Annotated in this window: 10 protein-coding genes; 5 read left to right on the forward strand and 5 right to left on the reverse strand. The window is 61.0% G+C overall.

Annotation, left to right across the window (positions count from 1 at the left end; all coding sequences use genetic code 11):
* Positions 1–33 precede the first annotated feature (33 nt).
* On the forward strand, positions 34–996 hold the full coding sequence (locus tag AXW84_RS10635) for a GDP-mannose 4,6-dehydratase (RefSeq protein ID WP_071892658.1): 963 nt from the start codon (positions 34–36) through the stop codon (positions 994–996).
* Positions 997–1,020: 24 nt separating this feature from the next.
* Here AXW84_RS10635 and AXW84_RS10640 read toward each other — a convergent pair whose 3' ends face one another.
* Together AXW84_RS10640 and AXW84_RS10645 are read right to left on the reverse strand one after the other, a co-directional pair.
* Positions 1,021–2,082: a potassium channel family protein gene (locus AXW84_RS10640; protein ID WP_068232531.1), complete on the reverse strand. Its 1,062-nt coding sequence runs from the start codon at positions 2,080–2,082 to the stop codon at positions 1,021–1,023.
* Positions 2,083–2,138: 56 nt separating this feature from the next.
* Positions 2,139–2,357: a PspC family transcriptional regulator gene (locus tag AXW84_RS10645; RefSeq protein ID WP_068232535.1), complete on the reverse strand. Its 219-nt coding sequence runs from the start codon at positions 2,355–2,357 to the stop codon at positions 2,139–2,141.
* A 150-nt stretch (positions 2,358–2,507) separates the two neighbouring features.
* On the opposite strand from AXW84_RS10645, the gene AXW84_RS10650 reads away from it, so the two are divergent.
* Positions 2,508–4,331 carry a tetratricopeptide repeat protein gene (locus AXW84_RS10650; protein ID WP_157886943.1) on the forward strand — a complete coding sequence of 608 codons (1,824 nt, stop codon included), beginning with the start codon at positions 2,508–2,510 and terminating at the stop codon, positions 4,329–4,331.
* Positions 4,332–4,586: 255 nt separating this feature from the next.
* Here AXW84_RS10650 and AXW84_RS10655 read toward each other — a convergent pair whose 3' ends face one another.
* From AXW84_RS10655 to AXW84_RS10665, 3 genes are read right to left on the reverse strand one after another with little or no spacing between them, the layout of a single operon-like run.
* A complete protein-coding gene (locus AXW84_RS10655) occupies positions 4,587–5,231 on the reverse strand; it encodes a gluconate 2-dehydrogenase subunit 3 family protein (protein WP_068232541.1) in 645 nt (214 codons plus the stop codon).
* 17 nt (positions 5,232–5,248) lie between these two features.
* Positions 5,249–6,991 carry a GMC family oxidoreductase gene (locus AXW84_RS10660; RefSeq protein ID WP_068232546.1) on the reverse strand — a complete coding sequence of 581 codons (1,743 nt, stop codon included), beginning with the start codon at positions 6,989–6,991 and terminating at the stop codon, positions 5,249–5,251.
* Positions 6,992–7,006: 15 nt separating this feature from the next.
* Positions 7,007–7,693 carry a 3-keto-disaccharide hydrolase gene (locus AXW84_RS10665; RefSeq protein ID WP_068232548.1) on the reverse strand — a complete coding sequence of 229 codons (687 nt, stop codon included), beginning with the start codon at positions 7,691–7,693 and terminating at the stop codon, positions 7,007–7,009.
* 312 nt (positions 7,694–8,005) lie between these two features.
* Between AXW84_RS10665 and AXW84_RS10670 the strand changes: the two genes are divergently transcribed.
* The 3 genes from AXW84_RS10670 (at position 8,006) to AXW84_RS10680 (ending at position 15,111) form a co-directional block, all read left to right on the forward strand.
* Positions 8,006–8,563 carry an IS5 family transposase gene (locus AXW84_RS10670; protein WP_068232554.1) on the forward strand — a complete coding sequence of 186 codons (558 nt, stop codon included), beginning with the start codon at positions 8,006–8,008 and terminating at the stop codon, positions 8,561–8,563.
* A 242-nt stretch (positions 8,564–8,805) separates the two neighbouring features.
* Positions 8,806–9,789, forward strand: coding sequence for a pyruvate dehydrogenase complex E1 component subunit beta (locus AXW84_RS10675; RefSeq protein WP_068232562.1), 984 nt, complete (start codon positions 8,806–8,808; stop codon positions 9,787–9,789).
* An 885-nt stretch (positions 9,790–10,674) separates the two neighbouring features.
* Positions 10,675–15,111, forward strand: a complete 4,437-nt coding sequence (locus tag AXW84_RS10680; protein ID WP_162268259.1) for a PA14 domain-containing protein — start codon at positions 10,675–10,677, stop codon at positions 15,109–15,111.
* Positions 15,112–15,268: the final 157 nt, after the last annotated feature.

Genomic DNA, 15,268 nt, shown 5'->3' on the forward strand with positions numbered 1-15,268 from the left:
CGCCAACCCCGGCGGACCCACCCCCCGAAAAAGATGAAAAAAGTACTGATAACTGGCTTTACTGGATTTGTTAGCAAATACTTACTGGACCATTTGGCCGATTCTCCCGACGAATTCACCATTCTGGGGCTGTCGCGGAGCCAGTATTTCGAAGCCTTTTCCATCAAAAACCTCACCATCAGCGTCAAGAAAATTGACTTGACCAACCAAGCCGAACTGCAAAGCATTCTGGAGCAGTTCCGGCCCGATCACATCTACCACTTGGCCTCCGACAGCAGCGTTTCCTACAGCTGGCTCAAGCCCATCGAGAGCTTCCAAAACAACACGAACATCTTTCTAAACCTGGCCGAGAGCGTGCGCCTGCTGGGCCTGAAATGCCGCATTTTGTCCGTGGGCTCGTCGGAAGAATACGGCATGGTGGAAGCCAAAAACCTGCCCCTGACCGAAGAATCGGCCTTTAACCCCATCAGCCCGTACGCGGTGGCCCGGGTGTCGCAAGAGCTATTGAGCAAGGTTTACGTGCAGGGCTTTGGGGTGGACATCGTGATGACCCGTTCGTTCAACCACATCGGCCCCAACCAAAAAGGCAACTTTGTTATCTCCTCGTTTGCCAAGCAAATCGTGCAGTACAAGCTAGGCCTGGCCAGCACCATCGAAGTGGGCAACGTGAGCATTATCCGGGATTTTCTCGACGTGCGCGACGTCGTTAAGGCCTACACCACGCTGATTGCCAGCGGCGCCACGGGCGAGGTGTACAACATTTGCAGCAACCAGGGCCGCTCGCTGGAAGAGGTGCTGGCCAGCCTGATGCAGCTGGCAGGCATCGACCACCCCTACACGAGCAACGACCAGCTGATTCGGCCCGCCGACAACCCCGTCATCGTGGGCAGCAACGCCAAAATTAAAGCCCATTGCGGCTGGCAGCCGCTTATTCCTTTCGAACAGACCCTGCGCGACATGCTCCAGTACTGGGAAACCCAGCTCATGGGCAGGTAAGCGAATGCCCTGCCCATGGGGCCCCTACAGCCCCAGCTGGCGAAAATTCACCTCCAGGCTCTCAATCTGCTGCTCCGAGCCCAGCATCAGCAGCACATCGCCGGGGGCCGGGCGGTGGTCGGCCGACGGGCTCACCGTGAACGTGCCATCGGCCAGGCGCAGGCCGATGATGGTGGCCCCGGTGCGCGAACGCACGTCGAGCTCGCGGATGCTCTGGCCACGCATGTCCTCGCGCAGCTGCTCGTAGCTCAGCTCCTCTAGGCGCAGCTTGTCGGCGGTGAGGCCCGAAATAAGGTCCAGGAAGCGAATGACTTCGGGACGCACCACCAGCTTGGCCATGTGCGAGCCGCCGATTTCGTCGGGCATCACCACGGCATCGGCCCCGGCCGAGAGCAGCTTGCTCTCGGAGGTTTTGAGCTTGGCGCGGGCAATGATTTTGAGGCGCGGGTTGAGGGCCCGGGCCGAGAGGGCCACGAACACGTTGTCGGCGTCTTTAGCCAGGGCCGTAATCAGGGCTGAGGCGCGGGCCACGCCGGCCTGTTGCAGCACCACGTCGGTAGTGGCATCGCCGAACACAGTGATGATGCTGCCGCCCGGTTGGCCGTCACCGTCGTAGTCTTCGCCGCTTTTGCCGTCGCTGATGTCCTTCATCAGCTGCTCGTCCTGCTCCACCACCACCACGCGCACGCCGTTGGCGCGCAGCTCCTGGTAGGCGCGGCGGCCGTTGGCCCCGAAGCCGCAGAGAATGAGGTGCCCGCTGAAGCGCTGGATTTGTTGGTCGGTCCGGTACATTTTAAACAGGTTGCGCAGCTCGCCGGCAAACAGGAACGTGGTGAACACCGACACCAGGTAGGCCACCACCACGAGGTTGAAAAGGATGTAAAACGACACAAAAATGCGCCCCGCTTCCGAAAACGGGTGCACCTCGCCATAGCCCACCGTGGAAACGGTGGTGATGGTCATGTACCAAGCATCGGCCCAGCCCAGGTGTTCAATGGTGCGGAATCCAGTCAACCCCGTGCTCAGGCTGACGAGCGTGAGCACGAAGGCCAGCCGCAGGCGGCCCAGGTTGAGGCGCTTAAACATGCACGAAAAGGGAGCGGAGTGGCAGCAAAGGCCCCAAAGCTACGCCCGTTGGGGCCCTAGAGGTCCCACACGGTGCTGCGCTGCTGGCGCCAGGCGCGGCGCACGTTCATCCAAAATACGCCTGCGAAGTAGAGCACAATGGGCGAGCCAAACGTGAAAAACGAGACGTAGACGAACGAGAGCCGGATGCTGCGGGTGCTGAAGCCCCACCGCTGGCCCACGGCCGAACACAAGCCAAACGACTGCGCTTCGAGGTAATCGGTGAGGGTTTTCATGGCGGAAAGTGTGGGCTGAAAAGCGCTCCGGACTGGGCTAAGATACAACGCAAACGGGGCCGGCCCAACCGAACCGGGTAGCTTTGCGCGCCCGGGCCCCACCTTTTTGGGCTCTTGTACGTTTAGGGCGCTCGCTAAAGCCACAATCTGTTGCGTATTCTTTCAAAATTAATTTCGGGGCCCCGTCCGGCCGCATTGCTGGCCGCTGGGGCCCTGCTGGTGAGCTGCTCGCCGCTGCCCAAGGTGCTGCGCGCCGCCGAGGCCGGCCGCCAGGCCACGGCCACGCCTGCCCCGCTCACGGCCGTGGGCGAAACCGTGCCCTTTGAAGTAACGGCCCGCGTGCCCGCCGCTCACCTGCACAAGGGTGTGGCTTACGAGCTGCTGCTGCGCTACCGCTACGACCACGGCCTGCGCGACGACACGCTGGGCCGCGTCTCGTTCGTGGTGGGCGACTACGTGTACGACGACGAGCACAAGGGCCTGCTGGTGGCCCACAAGGCGTTCAGCCTGCCCAACACGCCCGGCCGCAGCCCCGGCGAGCTGCTGGCCCGCCCCCAGGTACGCGTGCTGAAGCGCGGCGGCCAGGTGTTGCGGGGCCCCGCCGACGTGCGCCTAGCCCGCGGCATTACTGACCCCGCCCGCCGCGTGGTGCGCGAAGATACCGCCCTGGCTCTGCTGCCCGAGAGCATTTCCAACCAGGTTGGCGGCACGCGCATTCTGCCATTTTTCTTCGACGACGGGGCTTGGTTCATTCGCTCATTCTTGGGCACCAACGTGGCGGCCCTGGAGGACCTGATTGACGCCAACCAGCGCACCCAGCGGGTGCTCATCACCGCCGGCCACTCGCCCGACTCGCTCGACGCCCACAACCCGGCCCTGGCCAGCAAGCGCGTCAAAATGCTGCTCTACTACTACAAGAAGCGCGTCGAGGGGTTTTCGTACCTCAACAAGGTGGCCGACATCAAATTCGACACCCTGGCCTACCGCCGCCGTTGGGACTTGTTCCTGAACAAGGTCACGCAGTCGGCCCTCAAGCCCGCCGACCAGGACTCGATTATCGCCATCATCAACGACACCAAGGGTGGCTACGTGGCCAAAGAAAAGGCCCTGCACCGGCTGCAATCCTTTGAATATGTAGAGCAGTACATCTACCCGGTGTTGCGCGTGGGCACGGTGGCCGTCACGTTCACGGCCCCGGCGCGCTACAACTCGGAGGTTTATTTATTGTCGAAGAAAATTGTGGCCAAGCAGGCCGAGATTGACGCCCTCACGCCCGAGGAGCTGCGTTACTCGGCCACCCTTACGCCGTTGCTGGCCGAAAAGCAGCGCATCTACGAAGTGGCCAGTGCCGCCGAGGGCCGCTGGGAAGCCTACCACAACCTGGGCGTGGTGCTGCTGCTGCGCTCCGAAAAGGAAGAAAACCCCAAGGTGGCCCGCGCCTACCAGCGCCGGGCAGCCACCAACTTCACCCTGGCCGCGCACCGCAACCCCACGGCCGAACTGTTTTATCACGCCGCCACGGCCTACCATCGCGCCGGCGACCGCCTCGAAGCCCTCCAGAACTACGACTACGCCATCAAGCTGGGCGGCGACCGGGCCCTGCTGCGCAAAATCATTTCCGACAAGGGGGCCCTGGAAATTGAAATTGGGCAGCCCGACGAGGCCCTGCGCACGCTGCGCTTCGCGGGGCCCTCGTACCAAAACGACCTGAACACGGCCTTGGTGTACGTCCAAAAAGGCGGCTACGACCTCGCCGAGGCCCAGTACCGCCAGGCCCTGGCGCGGCGCCCCGGGGCCCCGGCGGCCCTCTACGGCCTGGCCGTGGTGGCCGCCCGCCGCCACGACGAGGCCCAGCTGGCCACCTGCCTGCACCAGGCCGTGGCCGCCGACCACACCCTGGCCGCCCAAGCCGTCGAGGATTTAGAATTCCAGGATTATGTTCAGGGCGAGGCCTTCCGCGAGGCGCTGAAGTAGGCGGCGCCAGGGCCCCAGCGGAGCAACGGCCGTGAGCCTGACCCGCTGGGCCCCGGGCACGGGCCACTTTGCACTGGCCCATCACCCGTGCTATAGCTTTTTTCTGGTGTAAGCACGGGCCAGCCCGCTGGTTTTTTTAACCTGCCCGCCTGGGCTCAGGGCATGTGCAATGGATGCCGAAACCAGCGCCGCATCATGCTCAAACCGCGCTTAAATAGTTTAAGCCCGCCGCTGCGGCACTCGTAGCGGCCGGCGTCAGGCTTCGGGCACCATGCCGTACTGCTTCAGCACATCGGCGGGCACGCCGGTCCAGCGGTTGGGCGCGTTGCCGACGTAGCCGATGTCGGCCATGCCCATTTTGCTGGTGAAGAAGCCCGTGGCGGTAAGGTCGCGCATGCGGTTGAAGAACGTCACGCCCGGCAGCAGGTCGCGGGTGGCCCGCTTGGGGTAGGCGATTTTGGTCACCATTTCCAGCTGCTGCGGCGCGGCACACCCCACAAACGGCTGGCCGTAGCGCGTGGCGCACTGCAAGTCCAGCCAGCGCAGCCCGCCGCGCAGGGGTAGCTGGTGCTCGGGAATGTCCTTGGCGATGAACTCGATAAATTCCGGCACTTTGGCGTCGGACGCACTCCCCGACTTCGCGTCCTTGGGAATGATGATGTCCGCCAGGACCGTAATCGTGGCCATTTCGTGCGGGGTGAAGAACGTTTCGGCGTGCAGCTTTTGGTCGCGGGCTATTTCGAAGGGCTGGCGGCCGGCTTCGTCGGCGGCCGCATCGGTCGGCTTGGGGGCCCCGGGCGGCGGGGCCTGGGCCGTATCGGGGCGGCAGCCGCTGTCCAGCAGCAGGCCGGTGGCGAGGGTGGCCAGGCCGATGGCCTTTAAGGATTCGCGTCTTTTCATCGGAGTGAGGGAAAAAGCTACAGGCTGGCGCGCTGGCGCTGGTCCAAAATGTACTCGCTGGTGCGCATGGACAGGGCCAGGATGGTCCAGGTGGCGTTTTTGTCGCCCTGCTGCACAAACGGCGAGGCGTCCACCACGAACAGGTTGCGGCAGTCGTGGGCCTGGCACCACTTGTTGAGGGCCGACTTCTTGGGGTCGTCGCCCATGCGCACCGTGCCCACTTCGTGGATGATGCGGCCGGGGGCCTCCAGGCCGTAGTTCGTGTCGGCGCCCGGAATTTTGGAGGTGATGATGCCCCCCATTTCGTGCATGATGGACTGGAAGGTTTCCTGCATGTGCTTGGCCTGCTTGACCTCGGCGTCGGTCCACTTGTAATGGAATTTTAGGACCGGAATGCCGTATTTGTCCACCACATCGGGGTCAATTTCGCAGTAGTTGTCCTCGCGCGCAATGGCCGTGCCGCGGCCCGCCATGCCCACCTGCGTGCCATAGAAGCGGCGGTAATCGTCCTTCAGCGAGGCCCCGAAGCCGCCGGCTTCCTGCAATTTGCCGTCGCGGCCGGGCACCAGGCCGTTCAGGTTTTGGATGCCCTTGCCAAAGCCGTAGGCCGGCATGTGCATGCCGCCGCCGTACTCGATGTGGTAGCCGCGCGGAAAGTCCAGCTTCTTGTTGTCCAGCCACCACGGCGTGTAGATGTGCACGCTGCCCACCCCGTCCTCGTTGTAGCGCTTGCGGTCCATGAGCTGGGGCAGGAAGCCGCCCAGGCTGGCGCCGGTCGAGTCGTGCAGGTACTTGCCCACCACCCCGCTGCTGTTGGCCAGGCCGTTGGGATGGTTCACGGATTTCGAGTTGAGCAGCAGCCGCGCCGATTCGCCGGCGCTGGCTCCCAGAATGACGATTTTAGCCTTTACCTGGTATTCCTGCAAGTCGTTTTTGTCCACGTACGACACGCCGGTGGCCAGGCCGTTGGCCCCGGTCAGCACCTCGCGCACCATGGCGTTGGTGATGACCTTGAGGTTGCCGGTTTTCATGGCCGGAATCACCAGGCACGACGAGGACGAAAAGTCGCCGTACACCTTGCAGCTGCGCCCACACTGCCCGCAAAAGAAGCACGCGCCGCGGTCCTTGTTGCCGGGCAGGGCCTCCGTCAGCACCGAGCCCCGGCCCGGTATCACCTTCACGCCCGCTTTGGCCGCGCCCTGCTTGATGAACAGCTCGTTGAGGCGGGGCTTGGGCGGCGGCAGGAAAATGCCGTCGGGCTCGTTGGGCAGCCCTTCTACCGTGCCGTACACCCCAATCAGGCGATCCACCTTGTCGTAGAACGGCTTCACCTCGTCGTAGGTAATAGGCCAGTCGTCGGTCAGGCCGTCAAGCTGGTGGCTTTTGAAGTCCAGGGGCCCCATGCGCAGCGAAATGCGCCCCCAGTGGTTGGTGCGGCCGCCCAGCATGCGCGAGCGGAACCAGTTGAACTCGGTTTTGTCCTTGGTCGTGTACGGCTCGCCTTCCAGCTCCCAGCCGCCGTATGCGGCGTCAAACTCGCCGAAGGGCCGGGTGGTGGACGCGCCCCGGCGCGGCGACTCGTAGGAGAACTTCAACTGCTGCGCGTCCTTAACGGGGTCGAAAAACGGGCCAGCTTCCAGCATCAGCACCTTCAGGCCGGCGTGGGCCAGCACGTAGCCTGCCATGCCGCCCCCAGCCCCCGAGCCCACTACCACCGCGTCGTACACGGTGGGCGATTCCTTGATTTGAAAATTACTCATACCTGCCGTGCCGCGTTAAAGCTGCTCGATGGTGATGGCCCGGAAGGCAACCTCGTGGCCGTGGTCTTGCAAGGCGATGTGGCCCTTGGGGTAGGCCCCAAAGTTTTTCCACGTCTTAAACTTGCTGTTCTCCAGCAGGTTTCTCCACTCGGGGCTGCCCATTTGCACGTCCACTATTTTCACGGCATTCAGAAAGAAGGTGAGGTGGCCGTTCTGCTTGCGCAGCTTCACCCGGTTCCACTCGCCGGCGGGTTTGGCCACGTCTTTGGCGGGGGCCTGCATGTCGTAGAGCGAGCCGGCTAAGTGGTTGGCTTTCTTGTTGTCTTCGGCGCCTTTGTTGTCGAGCACCTGCATTTCGATGCCCGTTTCGTAGGTGGCGTGGAAGGCCGGGTCCTCGTGCACTCCGAAGATGATGCCGCTGTTGCCCGTCGGAGATATCTTCCACTCCAGGTTCAGCTCGAAGTTTTCGTATTCACCGTCCGTCACCAGGTCCCCCTGCCCGGGCGCTTTGGGGTTCAGCTGCAGGGCCCCGTCCACCACTTCCCAGGCCGGCTCGGCCGTGGTTTTCAGGTAAGTGTGCCAGCCGGCGGTGGTTTTGCCGTCGAATAGCGGTTGAGATTTTGCTTTCGCAGGTTGCACCTGGGCCACAGCGGCCTGGCCAACGGCAGCCAAGGCCATGATATTAAACAGAATTTTTTTCATAGTTACGGGGCCCCGGGTTAGACAGCGCAGTGGCTTCGGGGGCTTAAATGTATAAACGCAAACGTTTCCAAGCTCGTCTACCGCAACCGATGCCACTCTTCGCCCGGACTGGGAGCCCGCCCCTCAGCCTAGCGCCCGCACATCACCGAGTGGCCAACTGGTTGGTGCCAGCTGCTAGGCAGGTGCTGCTGCTGGCTTCCTCCTGCTTGCGCCATCGGTGGTATTGGCTGCGCCGCTGCTCTAGGGCAAAGCCACGGTCCGTGGCGTGACGGCCCGCAACCATCGGCTATTTTTCAATGTCGTGGGTAGCTCTTGCGCAGGGGAGCGGCGTGGGCCTGCCTGCCCAAGCGCTTCGGCAAGCCCAGTTCCGTCTGCCGCCGTTTCCAACGGCCGGCCCAAAACGACGTGTGGGCAACGGTGTTTGAGGCCTTAAAAACGCTGGGACTGGATTGGGTCATGCTCGATTCGACCGTCCTGGGGCCCCACTATCACTCCATAGGCCAAAAAGAAAGTATCCCTGTGCGCGAGTGCTTGGGCCGTACCCGGGGCGGGATGAGCACCAAAATCCACGCCTGCATCGCCGCACTAAACAACGCCGGGCGCTTGGTGGCCACCGCCGGCCAAGCCAGCCTCTGTCCGCAGGCGTTGGGCTTACTCCAGGACCTAGACACGCGCATGGCTATTCCCGACACGAGCTATGACAGTGATGCCAACTTGGCCTATTGCACCGAAAAGGGTATTGCTGTCGTCATTCCCAACCGGCCCAACCGTACCGAGCTGGTTCCGCTAGACGAAGAATATTACCGCGACCGCAACAGAATAAAGCGCTTTTTCGGCCGTATGAAGCAGTGCCAGCAACTGGCCACCTGATTATGACAACACCATTATTTGCTTCCTCGCTTTTTAGCATATCCTTGTTATCCTCAATTGGCTCGGGCAATAATTGACCTCACACTTTAGGGTGGCCGCCGAAGAAAACATCCGCAGTTTTAGCGCCGAGCCGGCGGGGTGACGTTTCCCTTGTAGGAGCTTGGCAACCGCCCAGTTGCCCATCCCAAGCGCTGTCGTAGCTTTGCTAAACAGTTCCAAGCCGTTTTTTAAGCCAGCATTTCATGCGTCAGATACAATTCCGGGAGGCCCTGCGCGAGGCCATGAACGAGGAAATGCGCCGCGACCCCCGCATTTTCCTCATGGGCGAAGAAGTAGCCGAGTACAACGGCGCTTACAAGGTGAGCCAGGGCATGCTCGACGAGTTCGGCGCCGGGCGCGTTATCGACACGCCGATTGCCGAGCTGGGCTTTGCTGGCATCGGCGTGGGCGCGGCCATGAACGGGCTGCTGCCCATCATCGAGTTTATGACCTTCAACTTTTCGCTGGTGGCCATCGACCAGGTGATTAACTCGGCTGCCAAGTTGCACTCCATGTCCGGGGGGCAGTTTTCGTGCCCCATCGTCTTCCGGGGCCCCACCGGCAACGCCGGCATGCTCAGCAGCCAGCACTCGCAAAACTTCGAGAACTGGTACGCCAACTGCCCCGGCCTCAAAGTGGTGGTGCCCAGCACCCCCTACGACGCCAAGGGCCTGCTGAAAGCCTCCATCCGCGACCCTGACCCGGTGATTTTTATGGAGTCGGAGTTGATGTACGGCGACAAAGGTGAGGTACCGGAGGAAGAATACATCCTGGAAATCGGCAAGGCCAACGTTACCCGCCCAGGCACCAACGTAACGTTGGTTTCGTTCGGCAAAATGATGAAAATAGCCCACACCGCGGCCGACGAACTGGCCAAGGAAGGCATACAGGCCGAAGTCATCGACCTGCGCTCGGTGCGGCCGATTGACTACGACACCGTCATTGCCTCCGTCAAGAAAACCAACCGCCTGGTGGTCGTCGAAGAAGCCTGGCCCCTGGCCAGCCTCTCGGGCGAAATTGCCTACGTGGTGCAGCGCCGCGCCTTCGACCACCTCGACGCGCCCGTGGTGCGCATCACCTGCGCCGACGTGCCCCTGCCCTACGCCCCTACCCTTATCGAAGCCTCGCTGCCCAACGTGGCCCGCGTGGTGAAGGCGGTGAAAGAAGTGACCTACGCCAAGGCCTAGGTAAGCAACGCCCAGCAACGGGCTCAGCTTTCTGCCTTCGGTTACGAGCGAAAGAATAACGGAACGGCCCTGCTGGCAAATGCCAGTGGGGCCGTTTTTCGTTTGCCCTAGCTCGCTGCGCAAGGCAACGGCGCGTGACAAGGCAGTTTGTTCATAAGGAAGCGCAGGCTAGCAGAGAAACGTTGCTCTTATGTGGCTGCTGGCCTAACCCATCGATTGTATAGGCCTAATACCGCACCAACGAAGCAGTGAATAGGATTGCGGCATACGTACGTCTTCGCCATTACTTAAAAGTGCTTGAGGCATTTCTAAAGTGCTGCTGTGCTCTCGTAATGGCACAATAACACAAATTTTAGACTTATTAGTAAAATGCAAAATCGTTTTACCGCAGAAAATGAATTTCGCATGCACAGCGCACCACCAGTCTATTAATTATTCTAGCGCATAGTGGAAATTTATCAAACGATTGCATATTCAGAAATTCTATAATAGCTGCATATTAAGAACCAATCTGTTAAATACAAACGATAATAAACAATTACTATATTATACATTTGTTTATTGATCAAGCCCTTATAAGCAGTAAGTTTCGCATTTCAAACACAGTGTGCGAAAAATTAATATCATGATTTTAACTATAAACAGTATAAATATTTTTTGAAATTCAGCTTATCTATAACCAATAAATTTAAAATTCAAACTTAGTTAATAAAAAAATCTATTTCGAGATTTGAATCGAATAATCCTATTATGGAAATTTCTGACCCGTCTGTCCATTTTGCTTTTAATACAGATTTTCTCTGCTCTTGACTTAGTTGCATGAAGTACCACGCCTCTCTTTTTGTGCTTTGGCTGATGCTATTCAGCGGTTATTCGCCAATGGCTTTGGCCCAGACTATTATCTTCAACGCCAGCCCTACAGCGCAGCCGGGCGCTGCGTTCAGCCTTCAGGGCAGCTTCGGGGCCGGCGCAAAAATTTTTCTTACGGCTGGCAGCTCAACTACCCCGGTGGCCGTGCCCGTCATGACCCAAATGGCCGGCCAGGCCACGGGGCAGGTGCCCGCTAACCTAGCACCAAACTTATACCAGGTATGGGTAGAAGACAATGGCCAGCGGAGCCCGAGCGTGTACCTCAACCAAGCACGCGGGCAGCATTTTGATTCGCCTGAGGTGGCAGCCGGGGGGCATTTGCGCCTATTTGGCCGGAATCTGTTTCTGGGAGGCGGGGCCCAGGTTCGCTTCGTGGGGGCTGGCGGGGCCAGCGTCCCAGCCGACGCCGGCCAGAGCGATGCTTACACGTTGAGCTTTACAGCGCCTAATTCTTTGCAGTCGGGCACCACGTACCAAGTGATGGTTAGCAACGGCTACGGTGGAGAAACGGCCGTGGACCAACCGATAAAAGCCGTGGACGGCGGCACCGACTACTTCAACCTGGGAGTAGGCTGGGCCGGCAAAATCAATTTCTACGCCAACGTGTACAACGTGCAGACGGATGGCCGATTGGGCAAGAAGGCCAAGGGTAACGGCGGCGCAAACGACCAGCCGGCCATTCAAGCCGCCATGGACCAGGCCGCCGCCGACGGTGGTGGGGTGGTGTACTTGCCTGCTGGCACCTACAAACTTGCCCATGACGGCGGAGCGGGCTTACTAATGCGCAACCGCGTGGTACTGCGCGGAGCTGGCAAAGACCAGACAGTCATTAAATTCGGCTACGGGAACGTAAGCCCCGACCGGTGGGGCGTTATTTGGGACGGTACCCAGCAAGGGGGCCTAGCCGACCTGACCATCATCAACGTGAATGACTCGGGCCAGTACATCCAAAATATGACAGGCTCGGGCACGGAAGTGTTCATGCAACGCGTGCGCTTCGATTTGAACACCGGCGACTGGCTGTGGTTGGGGAACTCCAACAAGCTGGTCATTGCCAACTCCGACATTACTCAGGGCGTGGACGACAAAGCGGGCTACCACGGCCCGATCCAGCTGAGCGGTTGCAAAAACTTTGTGCTGGCCAATAACAATATTACGTACGCCGTGTATGGCCTGAACATGGGCAGCGTCCACGAAGGCGTATTTGAAAACAACCACGTGTACCGCGACGGCAGCGCCCGCTACCCCACCTCGCTGACCAACCACGTGCTGATTCTCGACTTTGCCCAGAACGTTGCATTGCTCGGCAACCAGTTTAGCGTCGTCAATGGCCCGGCCCAAAACTCCAACGACGGCGAAACCATCATTGCCGAGGGCGGCGGCAGCGGCGGCGCCCGCATCGACGAAGACGCCGGCACCGTAAGTGCGGCCGGAGGCAATACGTTGCAGGACAACAACAAGAATTGGGGGACCTTCCGACAGCAGCCCGTCGTAGCCATCGTCAGCGGCAACGGCATGGGCCAGTGGCGCACCATCACGGGCCACAGCGGCAACCAGCTCACCCTGGACCGGGCCTGGGACGTGACGCCCAGCGCTGGCAGCCACTACGCCATTTTTAACTGGGGGGCCCGCAACTGGCTGGTGAAGGGGAATACGCTGCTGGGCAACCGGCGCGGCATCACCTTCTACCAAAACGCCACGCTACAAGTCGCCGTCGTAGGCAATACGCTCACCAACAGTGGGTCGATTGATTTTATGCCTTACCAGGGCAGCAACGGCTACCAGATGTTTACCCCCATGTACAACAACCAGATTACGGGTAATAACGTGGCCGATACCGACGGCTCGAACGGCGTGTTCATTGGGGCCCACACCACGCAGTCGCAGCAAACCAACACCTTCGGCACTTCGATGATTAACCTGGACGTTCGCAACAACACCTTGACGGCGCACTCCCCCAACGTGCCCGCCGTTGTGGACGACAACTTCCCGGAAGGCTACCTGAATTACTTAGTATTCCAGCAGAATGGCGGCACCTATGTAGACGAGAAAATCCCGGCGCTGCTAGGTTCTATTTTTCAGAACAACACGGCCATTAATTGCGACAATTCACTATACGTGAACTCCGGTTCGTACGGCACGCTGGTCTGCAACACGAGCTTGGTCAATACCCCCAACCTGCTCCGAGACAACCGCGTTATCGGCCTGTCGCACACTTCCGTGGGTACTGCGTCTTGCCTGGGCTCGACGGTATCAGCGCTGCGCACGCCAGAAAACCCGGATAACACCGATGCGGGCCTAAACTACCAATACTTTGAGGGCAACTGGGGTTCGCTTCCGAATTTCAGCGGCCTCACCGCCATCAAGTCCAACGTTGCCACCGCCTTCGACCTGGGCGTACGGCAACGCGAGTACGGCTATGCCCTGCAATACACGGGCTACATTACGGTACCCGCCGACGGCCAGTACACGTTCTCTACCAACTCGGACGATGGCTCCCGCCTCTACATCGGCTCGACGCTGGTGGTGGACAACGACGGCCCGCACGAAGTACGGGAGATATCGGGCACCATCGGCCTGAAGGCTGGCACCCACGCCATCACCATTACCTACTTCCAAGGGGCCGCTGGCCAAGTGCTGGAAGTAAGCTACCTCGGGCCGGGCATACCTAAGCAGCCCATCACGAGCGCCGTGCTACGCCGGGGCGGTACGACTTCGGCCGCCGGCCTGCGCACGCCCGAAAACCCGGCCAATACCACGGCCGGTTTGGACTACAAGTACGTGGAGGGCTACTGGAGCACGCTCCCGGACTTCACCACCGTAACGCCTACTAAAGCGGGTACGGCCACGGCCTTTGACCTGGGCCAGCGCCAGCGCGACGTGGGCTACGCGATGCAGTACACGGGCTACGTCACGGTGCCCACCGACGGCCAGTACACCTTCACCACCGGCTCGGACGACGGCTCGCAGCTGTTCATCGGCTCGGCGCTGGTGGTGGACAACGACGGCCTGCACGGCTACCTCGAGCGCGCCGGCACCATCGGCCTGAAAGCCGGCACCCACGCCATCACCGTCACCTACTTCCAGGGAGCCGGGGGCCAGGGCTTGGCTGTGAGCTACCAGGGCCCCAACTTGGCCAAGCAAGCCATACCGGCTGCATCGCTGCAACGGACGACGACCCCTACCACGCCAACCCCCGCCGCCGGGCTGCGCGTGCCGGAAAACCCGGCCAATACCACCTCCGGCCTTAGCTATAAGTACTATGAAGGCTACTGGAACGTGCTGCCCAGTTTTGGCTCCTTGGGTGCAGTGGCCAATGGCGTAGTGGCCCTGCCTAACTTGGACGGCCGCCAGCGCGACGTGGGCTACGCGATGCAGTACACGGGCTACGTCACGGTGCCCACCGACGGCCAGTACACCTTCACCACCGGCTCGGACGACGGCTCGCAGCTGTTCATCGGCTCGGCGCTGGTGGTGGACAACGACGGCCTGCACGGCTACCTCGAGCGCGCCGGCACCATCGGCCTGCAGGCCGGCACCCACGCCATCACCATTACCTACCTACAAAACGGTGGCGGCCAGAGCTTGGCTGTGAGCTACCAGGGCCCCAACTTGGCCAAGCAAGCCATACCGGCTACTGCGTGGTACCGCTCAGCCACGGCGGCCGCTGCCAGTGGGCTACGCACACCCGAAAACCCGGCCAATACCACTTCCGGCCTGGACTACAAGTACTACGAAGGCTACTGGAATACCCTCCCCGCTTTTGGTTCTTTGAACCCGGCAAAGGCCGGCACGGCCACGGCCTTTGACCTGGGCCAGCGCCAGCGCGACGTGGGCTACGCGATGCAGTACACGGGCTACGTCACGGTGCCCACCGACGGCCAGTACACCTTCACCACCGGCTCGGACGACGGCTCGCAGCTGTTCATCGGCTCGGCGCTGGTGGTGGACAACGACGGCCTGCACGGCTACCTCGAGCGCGCCGGCACCATCGGCCTGAAAGCCGGCACCCACGCCATCACCGTCACCTACTTCCAGGGAGCCGGGGGCCAGGGCTTGGCTGTGAGCTACCAGGGCCCCAACTTGGCCAAGCAAGCCATATCGGCTGCATCGCTGCGCCGCGCAGTGGCCAGTGGCACAGCAGCAGCCAAAGGCCGGACGGGCCTGATAGACGTTGCCACCCCGGACGTTGCCGCCACCGCGCTAAGCGTTTATCCGAACCCGAGCACGGGGGCCTTCACTGTTGAGTTCTCAATGCCCACGGCGCAAATGGCTACGCTCACCCTAACCGATGCGCTTGGCCGGACGGTGCAGCAGCAACAAGTGCAGGTCCAAGCGGGCCTCAACCGACTTGCGTACCAGGCTTCGGTCGCAGCCCAGGGCATCTACCGGCTCACGCTGGTCGGAGCCGACGGCCAGCGCCAAGGGCAAAAGGTGACCATCAGCCAATAAAATAGCCACTGGCTGCCACACTCCGAGTGCTGGTTTGATTCGTGCGGCTACCCCGCGCAAAGGGCCCCGTTGGAGATTCCAACGGGGCCCTTTGCGCGGGGTAGCCGCACGCGCGTATGACGACGAAGCGCGACGCTTCATGGGAAAAGATTTTCTC

The sequence above is a fragment of the Hymenobacter sp. PAMC 26628 genome (assembly GCF_001562275.1).
In the GTDB taxonomy this organism is placed as follows: domain Bacteria; phylum Bacteroidota; class Bacteroidia; order Cytophagales; family Hymenobacteraceae; genus Hymenobacter.